Raw genomic sequence first — 18,716 nt, forward strand, 5'->3', positions numbered from 1 at the left:
CACCTTGATTTAGTTATAGACCGGATAGGCGGTATTAATCGCGCCTTTCGGACAGGTTTTGGAATTATCCGGACACATATACCCGTTAACGGTGATGCCGTCCACTGTCGCCCCCCATTTTCCGCTCATCGGATTTCCTGCGGCCTGATGCGCCTTTAAAATCAAATCCGTCACCTGCTGCTGGTTCATCGCATCCGGGAAGAAAGAGCTAAATTTCCCCTTCCAGCTATGTCCATTACAGACCTCAATATCCGCCGTATAAAGCCCCTTTGCGTTCGGACCGGCGGTCACCTTTACAACACGGGCCCCTGCCGGATCCTTACCACCGAAACGAGAATGAAACCCAACGGCTTTACCTTTTTTATTAATCTCGCCGTCAAAAACATGGGTTAAATTTAATTTCGGTGTGGTGCTACTCCAAACCGTATGATTGACAACACTGCAACTATCCGCAAACGCCGCAGAAAAGCCGATAACAACCAATAAACATGCCACAAGGCCGAACAGGCTTCTTTTCATAATTCCCTCCGATATCACTATCTACAATACGCACGTAAACGTGAAATAGATATACATCTTATAATATTATTTTAAAATATTAATAAAGTTATTACGCGTGCTTTATCTTTATGAATCAGATGTCCGAGTTCTAAAAAGAGGTCTAGTTGAAGTGATAATTATGAGAATAGAACATGTCATACGCTGTTTGCGTTTGTGCAATGGCCTTGCGTTCAAGCTCCAACGGCACATGATCTTCACGTTTCAGGCTGAGATGATCCTTGGCAATACGGTAAGCCTCACTCGGGCCATTCGGTTTTAAAATGGTTACTTCATCATTCTGCGCATAAGCAACCGTGAAATTGTAAGACATGCTCGCCCGCCCATCATCTGCTTGAACCAGTTGCAAGTCCCGACCAAAAAACGGACTGTCATATTCAAGACCCAGCAAGCCCAGCAATGTCGGCGCAACGTCCAGACTGGAACCGGTTACGTTATGCCGAGACGGCACAATTTCGCCCGGCGCGTAAAAAACCAAAGGCACGCGAAAGGCTTGTATGGGCACTGTTTCATGACCAAAAACTTTAGGGCCATGATCGCCGATAATCACAAAAATAGTATCGTCAAACCAATCATGGCTTTTTGCTTTTTCAATAAACTGTCCCAAAGACCAATCGGCATAGGCTGCTGCATTTTCACGTTGCTTATCATCCGGGTTAGCCTGAATACGTCCCTTGGGATACACGAATGGTCGGTGATTGGTTGTGGTCAGCATACTTAAAAAGAACGGTTTATCCTTTTTGGTATGTTCATCCATTCGTTTCAGGGCTTCTTTAAACAGATATTCGTCAGCAACACCCCAAACTGTTGTAAACCCCTGATCTTTAATATCATCTTGTTCCCACACATGATGAAAACCAATGCTGTCCCAATATTGACGCATATTGTCAAACCCGGAATGTCCTGCATAAAGAAAAGCCGTCTCGTACCCCTTGTTCCCTAAAACCCACGGCAAAGAATACATCTGATCATGTTCAGGTCGTCGCACTGTTGAAATGCCGGGGATCGGTGCAAAGGATGTCAACAGGGCTTCCAACCCCCGAACCGTGCGATCACCTGTGCTATAGATATTACTGAAGAACATGCCTTTTTCCGCAATTTTATGCAAATTTGGCGAAATCATTTGTGCTACCTTCGGCCCCATATCATCGTAATAGACAGACCCAAAAGATTCTTCGATCACCAGCACAACGTTCTTTTTTTGTACGGGGTGCACGGGTGTCACATGACGCAAAGTTGGTTTCTTAATCTTTTCTTGCGATAGAAATGCCGTGTTCTGTTGTACGAGTGTCGATTGCAAAGTTTGTTGCGCTTCATTTGCAGCCAAACCGGGGTAAATCCCGTGATATTCGGTTTTACGGTGGATCAACGAGGCGAGAAAAGTATGATAACCAGACTCCGCAATTTGATTAAGCTGACGACTTTCAAATGAATAAACCGGTGCCATCCAGATATAAAGTGCAGACACCAACGCCAACATACCTGCCAGCAAAACGGGTTTCTTCACTTGCGCTAAAGAAGCCTTGTCATTCAGGGCGGCAAAAAACTTTCGCTTCATTAAGAAAAACAGGACAATTGCCCCGACAAAAACCGGCGGTAATAAAAGCGACAGATCAAATGATTCCTTGATATTCCCCAAAACTTCACGCGGGAAAATAAGATAATAAACCGCTGTGGTGTTGAAACGGCTATCAAATTCATTCCAAAAGATAACCTCTGCCAATGCCGTAAAATTCAACACGATTAAGGTCGAAAGGAATAGAGCAATCGCAACCGTTTTACCGACAATTCTATTCCAAAAGTTTTTCAAAAGATGCAATCCAACAAAAAAGACGGAGCTTAAGAGCACACCAATCGCAACATCATTCACAGCACCCATCAACAGGGCCGCTATCGTTTGCATGCTGAAATATTGAGCTTGTGGCAAAGACATGCCGACAAGAACGCAACGAACAACTGCGTTCACTAAAGTAAAAATAACAAAACACGCAATCCAGAAATGAATGGCGTGATTACGGCTGTCTTGATTGTGCATGCCCAATTCTTCCAAATTAAAGTAAAATTTGGAGGCATTGTGATTGATCTACCTGACAGCAAGCTGAATGCTATTCAAATTTTACAACAACTTCAAAACCGCTGGCATGCCCTATCCTTGGTGAAAAGAGGTCTAAATGCCCTGCGCCATTTTTTATAAACGCATCGACAATTGCCAATCCCAGACCAGATCCATCAGCTTGTGAGCTAGCTCTCTCAAAACGATGTGTCAAAATATCCAATTTCTCAGGCGCTAAAACATCACAATCATTTTGAATATGAAGCGCGTTCTCATCATCGCAAAAAATCACGATCGGTATATCGCACGCCCCATGACGCAAGGCATTTTCCAGCAGGTTCCGTAAAATAATAGCCGTTGCATCCATATCCACAGGCCAAAACAGATCAACTGTTTTATCCTCAATGATTTCGATGGAACGCGCCTTATTGCTTCCTTGTTTTAATTCATCTCGTATCATCAACAGAATGGGATAGACCTGCGATCTGTCCCCCGTTTGCAAAACAGAGGCATCCGCACGCGACAATTGAAGCAATTTTTCAGATAACCTTTGTAGACGTTTAAGGCTGGACTCGATTTCCTGCGCACGTTTTTGGGTCTTAACATCTTGGCTCGTTGCCATTAAACGCTGTGTTTGGGCAAGACTGGTTGCTATCGGCGTTCTTAATTCATGTGCGCTGTTGGATGCAAAGTTCCGTTCGGCCGCAATCGCTTTTTGGATGCGGATCATAAGAGCATTTAAAGAATGGAGAATAGATAAAAGTTCCTGCGGCGAGTCTTCATGTTGAAAGGGAACCAAATTACCCGCATCGCGCTGGCTAATTTCCCGACCCAACAAAATCAAAGGGGCCAGGACTTTATCAACCACCCAAAAAACAATCAGCCCCACCAGCGGAACAAGCAACAGAATAGGAAATAACAGCCCCTTAACACTATCAACAATTGCTTCCCAGCGTTCTTCCTTGGGTTCAGCAACTTGAACAAATATCTGTTTGTTCGGAGTGGTTTTTGTATAAAAACGGTAATCGGGCGTATCTGCAAAACCCGGTGTCAGCGCAATTAAGAACGGCGTCAATGGTGCATTGTCAGAACGCAAAAGAACGTTCCCATTGTCATCACGCACCTGATAGCGCAAATATTCATCATCTTGATTAGGAAGGGACGCAACATCGTATTCTACGGAACCGTCCCCATTTTTCTGATGAAGCTGCGCAACCGCAAAAGGCAACAAGCGTTGCGCTGTTTTTTCCAAAGAACTGTCAAACGTCTCCGCCATTTCCTGAAATAAAATTGAAACGGATACGCCTGTTGCAATCAACCACATCATGGTAACGCTCAGCGTTATATATAAAATCAGCTTTTTCTTTAGGCTATTTGATTTCATCATCTGTCACTTTGAAGCGATACCCAACACCGCGCAGTGTTTCGATATATTTTTTTCCAATTTTTTTACGTAAGCGACTGATATAGACTTCAACAGTATTGCTTTCGACTTCCGCACCATATTCATAGAGGCAATTTTCAATTTGCACTTTGGAAACAATGGCATCTTTTTTGCGGAGTAACCTTTCCAGAACGGCCCACTCCCTTGCGCTCAAATCAATTGCCTGCTCACCACAAGAAATTAGCTTATGGTCAATTTCGATGGAAAGTTCCCCTATTTTTAATGCAACTGGTCCCGTCATATTCAAACGACGTTGCATTGCTGTTATCCGGGCACTGAGTTCACCCAGATCAAAAGGTTTTACCAAATAATCATCTGCCCCGGCATTCAACCCTTCAATACGATCAGAAATTTGATCCAACGCCGTCAGAATAATCACGCCAACCTGCCCCCCAGATCGTCGAAGGGTTTTTAAAAAATCAATCCCTCGACCATCGGGCAACATGAGGTCCAGCAAAATAAGATCATATTGTGTCGTAGCAAGACTGGCAGACGCATCCACAAGGGTCATAAACCAATCAACAGCATGGCCTTCATCAGCAACATGCTCTTTGATCGCCTGCCCAAGACCTTTTTCATCTTCTACAAGTAAAACACGCACTCTTTTGCTCCTCCGGCACACTATAACGTCAAATAGTCCCTATAAACCAGCACATCCGCTTTCCTTTTTTACAAATGACCCGTCAAAAATAAATTATGAACTTGCAAAATTTGTTCTTGCCTGCAACATTCCCTTTATCGAAAAAGATAAGAACACAAAGGCCGTTACATGGACATTCTTCGCATTATCATCGCCATCTTCATCCCGCCGCTGGCTGCTTTCCTGACAGTTGGCATTGGCTTGCATTTTTGGCTGAACCTTATTTTAACCCTGTGTTTCTTCTTCCCAGGCATGATCCATGCCTTGTGGCTGGTGGTTAAAAACAAAGGTTAACATAAAAAAAAAGCGGCTCCCTGAAATCAGGTCAGCCGCTTTTTTTCAAATGTATTTACGCTTAATCGACTTTGGGTTCGTCGATCTTGTTTTGACGACATGCTGCTGTGACTGTATTGGCCAGCAGACATGCAATAGTCATGGGCCCAACCCCGCCCGGAACTGGCGTAATGGCACCGGCAACTTGGACAACGTCATCAAAGTCCACATCGCCAACCAGTTTGGTTTTGCCTTCCGGGGTTTCAATACGGTTAATCCCCACATCAATCACCGCAGCACCCGGCTTGATCCAATCTGCCTTGATCATTTTCGCGCGACCAACAGCGGCAACCAAGATGTCGGCGCGGCGGCATTCTTCTTCAATATCAACCGTGCGGGAATGAACGGTCGTTACCGTACAGCTTTCATTCAACAACAAGGCACCCATCGGTTTGCCGACGATATTAGAACGCCCGACAACAACAGCGCGTTTCCCGGACAGTGAGCCGCCGAAATAATCTTTCAGCATCATCAAACAGCCCAGCGGTGTACAAGGAACCATCGCATCCTTCGATCCGGTTGCCAGCAAGCCTGTGTTGATCACATGAAACCCATCCACGTCTTTTTCCGGGGCAATGGCTTCGATCACTTTTTCTTCGCTGATATGTTTGGGCAGGGGCAACTGAACCAAGATACCGTGAACTTCGGGGTTTTCGTTCAGGCTTTGCACCAAGGTCAGAAGTTCCTGTTCGGAAATATCGGGATCACGGCGATATTCCAGCGACTTCATGCCGCACTCTTCGGTTTGCTTCACCTTGTTGCGCACATAGACCTGACTTGCAGGGTCCTCGCCCACCAAAACAACCGCCAGACCGGGCGTCAGGTTTTCGTAGTGTTTCAGCTCTTCCACCTGTTTGGCGACACGTTTGCGCACATTTTGTGCAAAGGCTTTACCATCAATGATTTTTGCGTCAGACATTGTTCTGCTTCATCCAATCTAATAGGCGTTGTTTCAAGACGCTTGGCTCGCCTTTCAACAACAACGTTTTGTGCCGGGACAGTTCCCCGGCGGTGAGTTCCATATCCGATTTCGCCAATTTCCATTCCTTGCTCAAAAATTTGATCAAGGCGGCATTGGCTTTCCCTTTTTCCGGCGCTGCGGTTACAGATAGCTTCAGGACAACTGTTCCGTCCGCCTCTTCCATAATCGCATTGATCGCCGTTTTCTTCGCCTTCGGTGTCAATTTCAAGCGCAACAGAAGGCCGTCGGTGACTTCATTAAAAAAAGCGCCGACCATTAAACCAGTTTAAACATCAATTGCTGAACGACGCTTTGCAGGAAAAAGACAACCAGCAACAAAACGATCGGCGAAATATCAATCCCGCCCATATCCGGCAAGAATTGACGAATACGCGACAACAGCGGCTCCGTCAACTTGGAACAGATATCCCATATCATCCGCACAAACTGATTGCTGTAATTGATGACATTGAAATGGAACAACCAGCTCATCACAACCGTCACAACCACAATTATTTCGTATATATTCAAAATTGCCAGAAGCACTTGAAACAGGGGTACGAGTACGACGTCCATCAAGATCCCTTTAAATATCCTATTACATTTGGGCAAACCCTATACCGAGCCGCCCATATTCGCAAGTCTGCGTTTTTTATCTTTGCACGATCTATTTAAACAAATCGCGCGTCACCACACCGACAAACTTTGTAAAATGTTCCGAGGTGGCATCAAAATCCTTATGCATCCAGCCAGACATGTTGCGATAGACTTCATCATCCACACAAAAGACGATTGCAAACGTTGCCTTATCGCCGAGCACACTTTGCGGGATGTCGCCTTTACATATCCGATTGGCATTATAATTTTTAGGCGGGGCGATGACCCAAATCACACGATAGGCTGGTGATTCTGCCTCTTCCATGCGCGTTGTTGCTTTAAAGGGACGCGTTTGCATCCCGCGTTCCATCCCCTTGGTAATGGCGCTCACAACATCGGTTCCTTCAAAACCGGGGTAGGAACCATGTATATCCACCAAAAGCGGACCTCGAGAGGTGGCCGTAAAAAAGTACGGTTCCATACTGTCGCGTGCGGAAAATTTTTCTATGGATCCATAGGGGGCATCCTCGCCACAGGCCACCAAGCCGAGAATGGTTGCCAAACCAGCCAATACTTTCTTCATTCTATGGTCCTTCCAAATTAACCCAATAATTTCATATTTAATCCAATATCCCCACAATGGGAAGTGTTTCCCCCCGAACAATCGACCTATACGAAAGAATAAGTGATTCTTTTTATTATAATTTTTTGACAGGCAAAAAAACCATTAGGAATTTGCCGAGTCGCACGTTAGAATCCCTCTATTGCAGACGGATTCAAGGAGATGCATATGCAGCTTCTCAGGTTGTCTATATCAACCGATCGTAAGATGGCCCCGCCAGATTTTCTGGAGGCTGCGTCGTCGCCGGGTCCGACTGACACTCTTTCCATTCTGGACATTCCACGTCAAAAATGCCTTTCGCCTTGCACGCCTTGTGTGAGGTTTTTTTTATGGGCATTATCCAAGCTGTTAGGAGAGACACATGGGTAAACGCGTACGCAAATCCGCCAAAGTCGATGCCGATGTCAGAGCTTTATTTTTCGACGACCATCAAAGAGAGCAGGAAATGACCAAAAAAGCATGGGATCCGCTCGGTTCCCACCAGCCCGATTCTCCGAGGGATCAAAAATACGTTAAAAATGTTCGCCCCAGAAGTGACAATCAAGCCCAACTGATGCAAGCCATTGACGAGCGCCACATGGTTGTCGCCCTTGGTCCGGCGGGCACCGGCAAAACCTATCTTGCCGTCGCAAAAGCCGTCGAAGCCTTGGACGCCGGAAAAATAGAACGCATCATCCTGTCCCGTCCCGCTGTTGAGGCTGGGGAAAGTATTGGCTACCTGCCCGGTGATATGGAAGAAAAACTCGCGCCTTACCTGCGCCCGCTTTACGATGCGCTGACGGATCGCCTTGGCAACAAGCGGCTAAAAGCAATGATGAGCAACGGCACAATTGAACTTGCCCCTGTTGGTTATATGCGCGGACGCACGCTGAACAACGCCTTTGTCGTCATTGACGAGGCGCAAAATTGCACTTACGGCCAGATTAAAATGCTCATTACCCGACTGGGGTGGAATTCCACAATGGTTTTGACCGGCGACCCGGACCAAAGCGACCTGTTACCCGGTATTTCCGGTTTAAAAGACATTGCCGATAAGCTGGAACAACTCGAAGATGTTGCAACGATCCGCTTGAAAGATCGCGATATTGTACGTCACCCATTGGTCGCCAGTATCCTGACCGTGGTTTAACCGATCGCTCCTTTTCCAACAGCCTGAATGCCCCGTTTTGAAAATCAAGGCGGGGCATTTTATATTCAAAAGAGTCTAAACTTAGGGTCAAGTTGCTTCAGGCACGTGTTTTCTGTATAAAGGAAAGGTTCTTATAAAACAAAGGTGCCCATGAAAGAGTTTTCACGCCGCACATTCTTAGCCTCACTCGTTTGCACAGGAAGTTTGCTGACCTGTATGGGGCCAAGCTTGGCAAAAGGGCGGGAACCAAGCCGAACGTTTTTCGGGCGTCAACTTTATCTGGACAAGAACCACCGCTGGGGAAAAGAAAAAGCCAACTATCTTGATCGACTTTCCTCAAAAACAGCGCCAGACACCTTCAATCTTCACCATTATAGCCAACTACCCGCCTCGCTTCAGATCATACAGATCAACACGGACATCAATCAAACGCCGTATATCAGTGATCAGACCCGTTATGGGCGTCCAGATATCTGGACAGACCCCGCAGACTTTGTCCAAAACGGCGGAGATTGCGAAGATTATGCGCTGGCAAAATATAACCTGCTCGCACAATTAGGGTTTCCAAGCGAAGATATGTTCCTGCTGGGCGTCATGCAAAAAAACAGCACTCAAGCCCATGCCTGTCTAGGTATTGAGCGGACAGACGGCTCTTTCCTTATTTTGGATAACACCATCGATCACCCTATTCAGGATCAAGAATACGCCGAAAAATACAATCTTGTTTATGCTGTCAATAAACATGGATTATGGCGACCCATTTTATGATTTTTTTCTCTGTCACATTCTCGTGATTTTATGTGAGTATTTTCTCACGTAAGGCTGATTTGCAAGTGATCAGACATCTTCCTATTTTGATTTCCGAGACAAACAACACGTTATTGAAATCAGGAGAACATAAAATGTTAAACCTTCGCCAGTCCGTTCTTGCCACTTCTTTTGCCTTCGGTGTCGCCCTTATCGCTGGGGCTGCGCAAGCCGGAACTATCACTGAATATTCCCAAACTTGGAAACCGGGTTTTTACAATACAGACAGCGGCCCCGCAGCTTATGAACGCACCGTTCATGTCGATTATGACACCAGTTATAAAACCGGCAGTGCCCGCATTACCCGGACCATTCAATTGAATTCTTATCAAGAAGGTGCAGAACTTACCGAAAACGGTTACGAGCTGGTCGTCACTGAATTTGACCCCAGCCAAGTCGAAACGGCAGCAGGTCAAATGGATGATCGCCCGCTCATCAGCAATATTGCCAAACCAAATTATTTTCTCGATGATTCAGATAACAAATATCATCTGGTAAAATAATCCCGTATTTTACGATTGAAAAAAGGCCGTTCTACATTTTCGTAGTCCGGCCTTTTTCTATTTCAACCAGTTTTCCAAGGATGTCAGGCGATCAAAATCTTCTTCGCTGATCACCTGCAAAGCCAAAGCGGCTTGCTTGATACTGGTCTTTTCACTATGGGCTTTTTTTGCAACCTCTGCCGCCCGTTCGTAGCCGATTGTCGGGGCCAATGCCGTCACCATCATCAAGGTTTGATCAAGATGTTGTTGAATGCGGTCTTCATCTGCCTTTATTCCCTCCACACAATGGGAGGTAAAACACCGCATCCCGTCTGCCAATAACTGGACAGATTGCAGGATATTATAGACGATCAACGGCTTGTAAGTATTCAGTTCAAAATGCCCATGCGCACCGCCCACAGTCACCGACACATGGTTGCCCATAACTTGCGCACATATCTGGCTCAGGGCTTCGGCCTGTGTCGGATTAACCTTGCCCGGCATGATGGACGAGCCCGGCTCATTGGCAGGAAGCAACAACTCCCCAATGCCACATCGGGGACCAGAACCCAGCAAACGGATATCGTTGGCGATTTTATTAAGCGAGACTGCCAGCGCGTTCAACTGTCCCGAAAATTCGACCAACGCATCATGAGTTGCCAAACCTTCCATTGGTAGTGGATTTTCACAAAATTCAAACCCGCTGAGCTTACGGATATGTTCGATAAAACAATCGACAAAACCGGGGGGGCAATTTGCCCCATTACCCACAGCCGTTCCCCCTTGCGGAACAATCATTAATCGTTCCCAAGCTTCCTCTAAGCGTTTTTTGCCTGTTGCAACCTGTTGGGCAAAAACCGCAAAAACCGTACCTAAGGATACTGGAACCGCATCTTGCAAATGTGTGCGTCCCACCTTCATAATTCCGTCAAATTCATCCGCCTTTTCCAGTAAGGCCTTATGCAGTTGATCCAGTGACGGCCACAAAAGGTCATGTGTCTGCAAGGCAATCGCGATATGCATCACAGTTGGAAAACTATCGTTGGAAGATTGGCTGCGGTTTACATGATCATTGGGGTGAACCTCGCCATCGGTTCCCCGTTTACCCGATAAAATCTCGTTTGCGCGCGAGGCCAGAACCTCATTTACATTCATATTGGTTTGTGTCCCGGATCCGGTTTGCCAGATACGAATGGGAAATTCTTCGGACAATTTTCCATCCAAGACATCCCATGCCGCCTGACAAATCGCGTCGCCTCGGCGTTCATCCAGGACATCCACATTCATGTTGGCTTGTGCCGCCGCCATTTTTTGAAAGGCAAAGGCACGAATAAGCACAGACGGCAGTCCCTCCCATCCGATATCAAAATTGCTGAGACAACGTTGTGTCTGTGCCCCCCAATATCGTTGCGCAGGGACTTCAATTTCCCCAATGGAATCGCGCTCAACCCGCATCTCGGTTTTACCACTCATTCGTACCTCCCCATCCTTTCGGATTATTTCTTGCTTAGATTTTGCAGAACATATTCCAGAATACCGCCTTTAAGCAGATAGGCCGCTTCTTCCTTTGTATCGATACGTGAACGCAGGCCATACGTTTTTGTACTGCCATCCCCACGTGTCACAACCAGTTCAAGGTCCTGTGACGGAACCAACTGGCTGTCCAGCCCTCGGATATCGAACAATTCGGTACCATCCGGGTTCATATCTGCCAAGGCTGTTTCACTGATAAACTGCAAGGGCAGAACCCCCATCCCCACAAGGTTGGAGCGATGAATACGTTCATAACTTTGCGCAATAACCGCCTTCACCCCCAACAACCGCGTGCCCTTGGCGGCCCAGTCGCGTGACGATCCGGTGCCATATTCACGACCGGCCAGAACAATCAACGGAGTCTTTTCCTGCTGGTATTTCATGGCGGTGTCAAAAACACTCATAACCGTGCCATCAGGCTGGTGTTTGGACCAACCGCCTTCGGTGCCCGGTGCCACCTTGTTGCGGATACGGATATTGGCAAATGTGCCACGCATCATAACTTCGTGGTTGCCACGACGCGATCCGTAGGAATTGAAATCCGCCGGCTTCACACCCTGTTCTATTAAATACTGCCCAGCGGCACTGTCCTTGGCAATCGAACCGGCAGGGGAAATATGATCGGTTGTGACAGAATCCCCCAGTATCAACAAGGCGCGTGCCTGTTCAATATTGTCAATTTCAACCGATTGCCCGGCTTCAAAGAACGGCGGATTACGCACATAAGTCGACTCACTTTTCCAGTGATAGGTTTTGGTCTTGCTGACTGCAATATCTTGCCAGCTTTGGGGGCCTGTAAACACGTCGCTATAACGTGAGCGGAACATTTCCGGTGTTAAAATATCACGAATAAGATCGTCACATTCCCGATTGCTCGGCCAGATATCTTTCAAATAGACGGGATTCCCCTGTTGGTCTTCCCCAATCGGATCATTCACCAGATCAAGACGCGTTGTCCCGGCCAGCGCATACGCCACCACCAAGGGGGGCGAGGCCAGATAGTTGGCTTTGACATGCTGGTTGATCCTGCCTTCGAAATTGCGATTCCCGCTCAGGACCGAAGCCACAACAAGATCACCTTCTTGCACCGCATTGCCAATCGGGGCTGCCAAGGGACCGGAATTCCCAATACAGGTTGTACAACCATATCCCGCCAATGTGAAACCCAACTCGTCCAACGGTGCTTGCAAACCTGCAGCCTTCAGGTAATCGGTTACAACTTGTGAACCAGGGGCCAGTGATGTTTTGACCCACGGCTTGACTTTTAATCCTTTTTCCAAAGCTTTTTGCGCCACGAGCCCTGCCCCCAACATCACGCTGGGATTAGATGTATTGGTACAGGATGTAATCGCCGCAATCACAACATCACCGTCATGCAGGCTGTAAGATTGTCCCTGTACCTTTACGCTGCGTGGCTTGTCCTGACTGGCAAGTTCCTGCAGCGTTTGATCAAAAGAAGCCGCAACACCGGAAAGTTCAATCCGGTCTTGTGGACGTTTTGGTCCGGCAAGACTCGGTTCCACAGTTGCCAAATCCAATTCCAGCGTATCACTATAAATCGGGTCAGGCCCGGCGCTTTCTCGCCACAAGCCTTGTTCTTTGGCATAAGCTTCAACCAATTTCACCTGATCGGGTTGGCGCGATGTAAAGTTCAGATAACGGATTGTTTCCCCGTCGATGGGGAAAAAGCCGCAGGTCGCGCCATATTCCGGTGCCATATTGGCAATGGTCGCACGATCCGGTAAGGGAAGATGGTCCAGTGCCGGGCCATAAAATTCAACAAATTTACCGACAACACCGCGTTCACGCAGCATTTGCACCACACGCAACACCAGATCGGTTGCCGTTGTTCCCTCGCGCAATCGTCCGCTCAGCTTAAAACCAACCACATCGGGTAAAACCATTGAAACGGGCTGACCGAGCATGGCGGCTTCGGCTTCAATCCCGCCAACACCCCAGCCTAAAACACCCAGCGCATTGATCATCGTGGTATGGGAATCGGTCCCGACCAATGTATCGGGAAAGGCCAGTAATTCGCCTTGATCTTGCGTCATAACAACTTGGGCGAGGTATTCCAGATTTACCTGATGGCAAATGCCAGTTCCCGGCGGCACCACCCGAAAGTTTTCAAACGCCTGCTGCCCCCAACGTAAAAATTCGTAACGTTCGCGGTTTCTTTTAAATTCAAGTGTTTCATTGATTTTCAGCGATTGGGCATGACCGTAATCATCCACCATAATGGAATGATCAATCACCAGATCAACCGGACAGATCGGGTTAATCGCTGCCGGATTATCCCCACGTTCTGCCGCTGCATCGCGCATGGCGGCCAAATCAACAACCGCAGGAACACCGGTAAAATCCTGCATCAAAACACGCGCGGGTCGAAAGGCGATTTCACAGTTCGAGGATGCCTGATCCAGCCATTTTTCAAGCTGGTCAATATCAGAAACATGAACATCCTTACCATTTTCCCAGCGCAACAGATTTTCCAGCAAAACCTTTAAACTAAAAGGCAAGCGGGTAATATCCGCGCCACTTTTTTGCGCCAGTGCTTTCAAGCTGAAATAACTGTATTCTGTCTCACCAAGCGTCAATGTACGTTTGGTGTTTAATGTATCCTGACCATATTGGGGCATGTGCCACCTCTCTTTTGCGGGTCTCTATTCTAATTCGATCTCGCTTTGGCCTCTTCTCCCTCTAACCCCATGAGTATGCAGGACACATGGCGGGCCACGCCATATCCCCTGCATCCATATTCGATTCTATTTATGAGCGATTTCTTTATCGGTGAACAAGTAATCGCGCAGTTCCTTGTCCATCACCTTATCCTTGCGACGGATCCATTCCAGCACCATCGCCGCATGTTCTTTTTCTTCGTCGCGGTTATGGATCAGAATATTTTTCAGATCCTCATCCTTACAGGCATCAATGCGTTGGTTGTACCAATCGACAGCTTCCAGTTCTTCCATCAAGGAAACAACCGCACGATGGTAATCGCGCGTCTCGTCCGTCAATTCTTCAACCGGTTCGTGATAACCTTCATTAGACATGGGTTCTTCTCCGTAAAAATATAACTAAAAAATGCCTTACAAAATTAGAGTTATATTTTTCGGAAGTGATTGCAAGGGGATAAATTTCTCCTGAGCGTTCATATAACAGCCGCTTAAAGGTCAACTTTACTAGCAATAATATTTCAATAGCATTCCTGTCTTGCGAAACTTTCGACAAGCCTTTATAACCCGAGAGCGAAAAAACGCCTGTTTTGACAGATTACCCTATAGCCATTACGGTTTTAATTTGGTAAAACGGTATTGTAATGCGTATTTATTTATCGATGTGTCTCGCAAAGGATTAACATGAGCGAAGAACGTTTAGCCTTGGCGGCTGAATTTCCGGCAACTTCTGTAGAAGCCTGGAAAGAGTCTTTGGAGAAAGTTCTCAAAGGTGCCCCTTTTGAAAAAAAGATGGTTGTCAAAACCTACGACGGTATCGACATCCAGCCTCTTTATACAAAAGCAGATTGGAACGCAGACGGCAATCCGTCCGGCTTCCCCGGTAGCGCCCCGTTCACACGCGGCAATTCAGCCGTGGGTCGCAGCGTGGATGGATGGGATATTCGCCAAATTCACGCCCATGCAGACAAATCTGTTGCCAATGATCAAATTCTTGAAGATCTGGAACGCGGTGTCACCTCGATTATTTTGCAGTTTGACGAAGCCGCACGCGCGGGTAAAAACGGCGCCGATGCCCCCGACCTTGCTGGTCGTGGCGGAATTATGATCTATTCCAAAGAAGACCTCGCTGATGTTTTAGACGGCGTTCTTCTCGATCTCGCGGCTGTTTCACTGGAAGCCGGTGCACAAGGTGGAGCGGCAGCTTCTTTGTTGAAAGCTTTGTGGGCTGATAAAAACATCCCCAATGACAAAGCAATGGGGGCCTTCAACCTTGATCCGTTGGGTACATTGGCAGCCACAGGCACCTTGCCCACAACGATTGAAAACGCCCTTGCCGATATGGCGAACTTAGCCAAAGAGACCGCAACAAATTACCCCAAGGTCACATCTGTTAAGGTAGATACCTCCGCCTACTACGGTGCAGGTGCGACGGAAACACAGGATCTGGCAATCGCTTTGGCAACCGGTGTGGCTTACCTGCGCGCAATGGTCGATGCGGGCCTAAGCGTGGATGAAGCTGCACGCCAAATCACATTCTCCTTTGCCAACGGTGCCGATATCTTTACAGGGATTGCCAAATTACGCGCGGCACGTTTCCTGTGGGCACAAGTCATAAAAGCATCCGGTGGTTCCCTTGAGGCACAAGGTATGAAACTGCATGCAGCTACCGCAACGCGCGCCATGTCCAAACGCGATCCTTGGGTCAATATGTTGCGCACAACAGCGACCTGTTTTGCCGGAGCCATCGGTGGTGCAGATGCCATTACGGTCTTGCCGTTTGATTATCACTGCGGTGTTGCTGATAACTTTGCCCGCCGTATAGCCCGCAACACCCAGATTGTTTTGCAGGAAGAAAGCTCACTCAATAAAGTCATAGACCCCGCAGGCGGGTCCTGGTTTATTGAAAACCTGAGCGAACAATATGTTAAAAAAGCATGGGAATTGTTCCAGGACATCGAAAATCGCGGCGGTATGGCTGCTGTCCTTGCTGATGGATCTATTCAGTCCCAAATCGCCGATGTCTGGCAAGCGCGCCTTAAAAACATCGCCAAACGCAAAGATGCGGTCACAGGTGTTTCTGAATATCCAAATATCATGGAAGAGGCCGTCGTGCGCAGCGCCCCTGATTACGCCGCCTTGATCACCAAGATCAACAAAGCCGATGTCACCATCGCCAGCTTGGCCACACAAGGCGAGGCGACAACCATCACGGCCCTGCCCGCGCACCGTCTCGCCGAAGGGTTTGAAAAACTCCGTGATGCTGCCGATGCTTACAAAGATGCAAATGGCGACTTCCCGAAAATCTTCTCTGCCAACATGGGCGCAATTGCCAAACATACGGCGCGCGCAACATTCGCCAAAAACTTCTTCGAAGCTGGCGGTGTACAGGCCGTAACCAACAACGGTTTTGCCAACGTAGATGATGCAGTTGCCGCCTTCAAAGACAGTAAAGCTGAAGTTGCCGTTCTATGTGGCAGTGATGATCAGTATGAAGAACTCGCCGCCAGTTTTGCCACAGCCTTAAAAGCCGCTGGTGCGAAAAAAGTATTCCTCGCCGGACGCGGTGAATTTGACGGTGTCGATGCTGCTATCGGCATGGGTAGCGATGTGCTCGCCACATTGCAGGATCTCCACACTGTATTGGGAGTGTAAGACAGATGAGCAATATTCCTAACTTTGCAAATGTTGCGCTGGACACTTCCGGCCTGAACAAAGAACAAGCCAGCGACTGGAAAGGTCGTATCGAAGGTCAGACAGGTAAGAAACTGGATGACCTGACATGGAACACACCGGAAGGGATCGGCGTTAAACCGCTTTATACCGCCGAAGACCTGAATGGTTTGGACAGTCTGGACAGTGTTCCGGGGTTTGCCCCGTTCAAACGCGGCCCGTACAATTCCATGTACACCACGCGCCCGTGGACGGTCCGCCAATATGCGGGTTTCTCAACGGCTGAAGAATCCAACGCTTTTTACCGCCGCAACCTTGCCGCTGGTCAAAAAGGCCTGTCTGTCGCCTTCGACTTGGCCACACACCGCGGTTATGATTCCGATCACCCGCGTGTTGCCGGGGATGTCGGTATGGCAGGTGTGGCGATTGACAGTATTTACGATACCCGTACCCTGTTTGACGGGATCCCGCTGGATCAAATGTCTGTTTCCATGACCATGAACGGTGCGGTTCTGCCTGTTCTGGCCCTGTACGTTCTGGCCGCGGAAGAACAAGGCGTTACACCGGATAAACTATCCGGGACTATCCAGAATGATATTCTCAAAGAATTCATGGTACGTAACACCTATATCTACCCGCCGACCCCGTCCATGAAGATCATTTCTGATATCTTTGGCTTTACCTCAACAGAAATGCCGAAATTCAACTCGATTTCTATTTCCGGCTATCACATGCAGGAAGCGGGGGCGACAGCTGATCTGGAATTGGCTTATACACTGGCAGACGGCGTGGAATATCTGCGGGCCGGTATTGCAACCGGTCTGGATGTCGATGCCTTTGCTCCGCGCTTGTCCTTCTTCTGGGCCATCGGCATGAACTTCTTTATGGAAGTTGCCAAAATGCGCGCAGGCCGTATGTTGTGGTCACGTCTGGTAAACCAATTTGATCCGAAAAACCCGAAATCACTGGCCCTGCGGACGCACTCCCAAACATCGGGCTGGTCGTTGACGGCACAGGACGTCTTCAACAACGTCACGCGTACGTGTATCGAGGCAATGGCATCAAGCCAAGGTCATACGCAATCGCTGCATACCAACGCGCTGGACGAAGCCTTGGCCCTGCCCACGGATTTCTCCGCTCGTATTGCCCGTAACACGCAGATTTTCCTGCAACAGGAAACAGGTACCTGTGATGTAATCGACCCGTGGGGTGGTTCCTACTACGTTGAAAAACTGACACAGGATCTGGCCGAAAAAGCATGGGCACATATTCAGGAAGTTGAAGAACAAGGCGGCATGGCCAAAGCCATCGAAGCTGGCATTCCCAAAATGCGTATCGAAGAAGCCGCAGCACGGACCCAAGCACGCATTGACGGTGGCCGTCAGACCGTTGTCGGTGTGAACAAGTATCAACTGGAAAACGAAGATGCAATCGACGTTCTCAAGGTTGAAAACTCCGAAGTGCGCAAGTCCCAAATTGCCAAACTGGAACGCCTGCGCGCAGAACGTAATGAAGCTGATACACAAGCCTCACTGGATGCTTTGACAGAGGCCGCGAAAACCGAAAACGGTAACCTGCTTGATCTGGCGATTAAGGCCGGGCGCGCCAAAGCCACCGTTGGTGAAATCTCGCTTGCATTGGAAAAAGTCTATGGGCGCCATCAGGCCACCATTCGCGCCATTTCCGGTGTTTATAAGAACGAAGTGGGTGAAATGAACGAAAAGATTGAAGACGTAACCAAGCTGGTTAAAAAATTCGAAGACCATGAAGGGCGTCGCCCGCGTATCCTGATTGCCAAAATGGGCCAGGATGGACATGATCGTGGTCAAAAAGTAATCGCAACCGCCTTTGCCGATCTTGGTTTCGACGTGGATATCGGACCGTTGTTCCAGACACCAGAAGAAACTGCGCGTCAAGCGGTTGAAAACGATGTCGATATTGTTGGCGCTTCTTCCTTGGCTGCGGGTCACCTGACCTTGGTGCCGCAACTGCGCGAAGAACTGACAAAACTGGAACGCGACGATATCCTGATTGTCTGCGGCGGCGTTATTCCACCGCAAGACTTCGACGCCTTGTATGAAGGGGGCGCAGAAGCAATCTTCCCACCGGGCACCGTTATTTCCGAAGCCGCCATCGATTTGATGAAAAAGCTGAACGAAGTTGTCGGTATTGAGGACTAAGTCCTGAGCCAACAAACATCATCCCGGAT

Annotated in this window: 17 protein-coding genes; 6 read left to right on the forward strand and 11 right to left on the reverse strand. The window is 48.1% G+C overall.

Translation table 11 applies throughout. The annotated features are described in order from the left end of the window. Positions 1 to 9 precede the first annotated feature (9 nt). The 4 genes from ACN0VA_RS05680 to ACN0VA_RS05695 form a co-directional block, all read right to left on the reverse strand. Complete coding sequence (locus ACN0VA_RS05680) at positions 10 to 519, reverse strand: EndoU domain-containing protein (protein ID WP_417820208.1); 510 nt, start codon at positions 517 to 519, stop codon at positions 10 to 12. A 142-nt stretch (positions 520 to 661) separates the two neighbouring features. Beyond that, positions 662 to 2,593: an LTA synthase family protein gene (locus tag ACN0VA_RS05685; protein WP_417820209.1), complete on the reverse strand. Its 1,932-nt coding sequence runs from the start codon at positions 2,591 to 2,593 to the stop codon at positions 662 to 664. Positions 2,594 to 2,663: 70 nt separating this feature from the next. Continuing rightward, positions 2,664 to 3,998 (reverse strand): histidine kinase dimerization/phospho-acceptor domain-containing protein, encoded by a 1,335-nt coding sequence (locus ACN0VA_RS05690; protein ID WP_417820210.1) that lies wholly within the window; start codon positions 3,996 to 3,998, stop codon positions 2,664 to 2,666. Further along, positions 3,982 to 4,656, reverse strand: a complete 675-nt coding sequence (locus ACN0VA_RS05695) for a response regulator (RefSeq protein ID WP_417820211.1) — start codon at positions 4,654 to 4,656, stop codon at positions 3,982 to 3,984. The genes ACN0VA_RS05690 and ACN0VA_RS05695 overlap by 17 nt, the downstream gene beginning before the upstream one ends. 168 nt (positions 4,657 to 4,824) lie before the next feature. On the opposite strand from ACN0VA_RS05695, the gene ACN0VA_RS05700 reads away from it, so the two are divergent. Continuing rightward, entirely contained in the window at positions 4,825 to 4,989 is a 165-nt protein-coding gene (locus ACN0VA_RS05700; RefSeq protein ID WP_417820212.1) for a YqaE/Pmp3 family membrane protein, read from the forward strand. A gap of 61 nt (positions 4,990 to 5,050) precedes the next feature. Here the strand turns inward: ACN0VA_RS05700 and folD are convergent, their stop codons facing one another. The 4 genes from folD to ACN0VA_RS05720 all read right to left on the reverse strand — a co-directional run bounded on the left by folD (position 5,051) and on the right by ACN0VA_RS05720 (position 7,169). Next, positions 5,051 to 5,947: a bifunctional methylenetetrahydrofolate dehydrogenase/methenyltetrahydrofolate cyclohydrolase FolD gene (gene folD, locus ACN0VA_RS05705; RefSeq protein WP_417820213.1), complete on the reverse strand. Its 897-nt coding sequence runs from the start codon at positions 5,945 to 5,947 to the stop codon at positions 5,051 to 5,053. Then, positions 5,940 to 6,266, reverse strand: coding sequence for a DUF167 domain-containing protein (locus tag ACN0VA_RS05710; RefSeq protein ID WP_417820214.1), 327 nt, complete (start codon positions 6,264 to 6,266; stop codon positions 5,940 to 5,942). The genes folD and ACN0VA_RS05710 overlap by 8 nt, the downstream gene beginning before the upstream one ends. Then, positions 6,266 to 6,565, reverse strand: coding sequence for a YggT family protein (locus tag ACN0VA_RS05715; RefSeq protein ID WP_417820215.1), 300 nt, complete (start codon positions 6,563 to 6,565; stop codon positions 6,266 to 6,268). The genes ACN0VA_RS05710 and ACN0VA_RS05715 overlap by 1 nt, the downstream gene beginning before the upstream one ends. A 91-nt stretch (positions 6,566 to 6,656) precedes the next feature. Continuing rightward, a complete protein-coding gene (locus ACN0VA_RS05720) occupies positions 6,657 to 7,169 on the reverse strand; it encodes a hypothetical protein (protein WP_417820216.1) in 513 nt (170 codons plus the stop codon). A gap of 400 nt (positions 7,170 to 7,569) precedes the next feature. Between ACN0VA_RS05720 and ACN0VA_RS05725 the strand changes: the two genes are divergently transcribed. The 3 genes from ACN0VA_RS05725 to ACN0VA_RS05735 all read left to right on the forward strand — a co-directional run bounded on the left by ACN0VA_RS05725 (position 7,570) and on the right by ACN0VA_RS05735 (position 9,647). Next, entirely contained in the window at positions 7,570 to 8,337 is a 768-nt protein-coding gene (locus tag ACN0VA_RS05725) for a PhoH family protein (RefSeq protein WP_417820217.1), read from the forward strand. Positions 8,338 to 8,487: 150 nt separating this feature from the next. Continuing rightward, entirely contained in the window at positions 8,488 to 9,105 is a 618-nt protein-coding gene (locus ACN0VA_RS05730) for a transglutaminase-like cysteine peptidase (RefSeq protein ID WP_417820218.1), read from the forward strand. Positions 9,106 to 9,239: 134 nt separating this feature from the next. Further along, positions 9,240 to 9,647, forward strand: a complete 408-nt coding sequence (locus tag ACN0VA_RS05735; protein ID WP_417820219.1) for a hypothetical protein — start codon at positions 9,240 to 9,242, stop codon at positions 9,645 to 9,647. A 57-nt stretch (positions 9,648 to 9,704) separates the two neighbouring features. Here ACN0VA_RS05735 and ACN0VA_RS05740 read toward each other — a convergent pair whose 3' ends face one another. The 3 genes from ACN0VA_RS05740 to ACN0VA_RS05750 form a co-directional block, all read right to left on the reverse strand. Continuing rightward, positions 9,705 to 11,099: a class II fumarate hydratase gene (locus ACN0VA_RS05740; protein WP_417820220.1), complete on the reverse strand. Its 1,395-nt coding sequence runs from the start codon at positions 11,097 to 11,099 to the stop codon at positions 9,705 to 9,707. Positions 11,100 to 11,122: 23 nt separating this feature from the next. Further along, positions 11,123 to 13,798 (reverse strand): aconitate hydratase AcnA, encoded by a 2,676-nt coding sequence (gene acnA, locus ACN0VA_RS05745; protein WP_417820221.1) that lies wholly within the window; start codon positions 13,796 to 13,798, stop codon positions 11,123 to 11,125. A gap of 126 nt (positions 13,799 to 13,924) precedes the next feature. Next, a complete protein-coding gene (locus ACN0VA_RS05750; RefSeq protein WP_188664488.1) occupies positions 13,925 to 14,212 on the reverse strand; it encodes an encapsulin-associated ferritin-like protein in 288 nt (95 codons plus the stop codon). A 306-nt stretch (positions 14,213 to 14,518) separates the two neighbouring features. Between ACN0VA_RS05750 and ACN0VA_RS05755 the strand changes: the two genes are divergently transcribed. Together ACN0VA_RS05755 and scpA are read left to right on the forward strand one after the other, a co-directional pair. Then, complete coding sequence (locus tag ACN0VA_RS05755) at positions 14,519 to 16,489, forward strand: methylmalonyl-CoA mutase family protein (protein WP_417820222.1); 1,971 nt, start codon at positions 14,519 to 14,521, stop codon at positions 16,487 to 16,489. 5 nt (positions 16,490 to 16,494) lie between these two features. Further along, positions 16,495 to 18,687, forward strand: a complete 2,193-nt coding sequence (scpA, locus tag ACN0VA_RS05760) for a methylmalonyl-CoA mutase (protein ID WP_417820223.1) — start codon at positions 16,495 to 16,497, stop codon at positions 18,685 to 18,687. Positions 18,688 to 18,716: the final 29 nt, after the last annotated feature.

This window comes from Terasakiella sp. (genome assembly GCF_048267425.1).
Taxonomy (GTDB): Bacteria; Pseudomonadota; Alphaproteobacteria; order Rhodospirillales; family Terasakiellaceae; genus Terasakiella.

Coding starts and splice junctions, on each gene's coding strand:
- ACN0VA_RS05715 (WP_417820215.1), bottom strand. CDS start 6,565: ATGGACGTCGTACTCGTACCCCTGTTTCAAGTGCTTCTGGCAATTTTG.
- ACN0VA_RS05700 (WP_417820212.1), top strand. CDS start 4,825: ATGGACATTCTTCGCATTATCATCGCCATCTTCATCCCGCCGCTGGCT.
- acnA (WP_417820221.1), bottom strand. CDS start 13,798: ATGCCCCAATATGGTCAGGATACATTAAACACCAAACGTACATTGACG.
- ACN0VA_RS05730 (WP_417820218.1), top strand. CDS start 8,488: ATGAAAGAGTTTTCACGCCGCACATTCTTAGCCTCACTCGTTTGCACA.
- ACN0VA_RS05690 (WP_417820210.1), bottom strand. CDS start 3,998: ATGATGAAATCAAATAGCCTAAAGAAAAAGCTGATTTTATATATAACG.
- ACN0VA_RS05725 (WP_417820217.1), top strand. CDS start 7,570: ATGGGTAAACGCGTACGCAAATCCGCCAAAGTCGATGCCGATGTCAGA.
- ACN0VA_RS05735 (WP_417820219.1), top strand. CDS start 9,240: ATGTTAAACCTTCGCCAGTCCGTTCTTGCCACTTCTTTTGCCTTCGGT.
- ACN0VA_RS05750 (WP_188664488.1), bottom strand. CDS start 14,212: ATGTCTAATGAAGGTTATCACGAACCGGTTGAAGAATTGACGGACGAG.
- ACN0VA_RS05710 (WP_417820214.1), bottom strand. CDS start 6,266: ATGGTCGGCGCTTTTTTTAATGAAGTCACCGACGGCCTTCTGTTGCGC.
- scpA (WP_417820223.1), top strand. CDS start 16,495: ATGAGCAATATTCCTAACTTTGCAAATGTTGCGCTGGACACTTCCGGC.
- ACN0VA_RS05720 (WP_417820216.1), bottom strand. CDS start 7,169: ATGAAGAAAGTATTGGCTGGTTTGGCAACCATTCTCGGCTTGGTGGCC.
- folD (WP_417820213.1), bottom strand. CDS start 5,947: ATGTCTGACGCAAAAATCATTGATGGTAAAGCCTTTGCACAAAATGTG.
- ACN0VA_RS05685 (WP_417820209.1), bottom strand. CDS start 2,593: ATGCACAATCAAGACAGCCGTAATCACGCCATTCATTTCTGGATTGCG.
- ACN0VA_RS05755 (WP_417820222.1), top strand. CDS start 14,519: ATGAGCGAAGAACGTTTAGCCTTGGCGGCTGAATTTCCGGCAACTTCT.
- ACN0VA_RS05680 (WP_417820208.1), bottom strand. CDS start 519: ATGAAAAGAAGCCTGTTCGGCCTTGTGGCATGTTTATTGGTTGTTATC.
- ACN0VA_RS05740 (WP_417820220.1), bottom strand. CDS start 11,099: ATGAGTGGTAAAACCGAGATGCGGGTTGAGCGCGATTCCATTGGGGAA.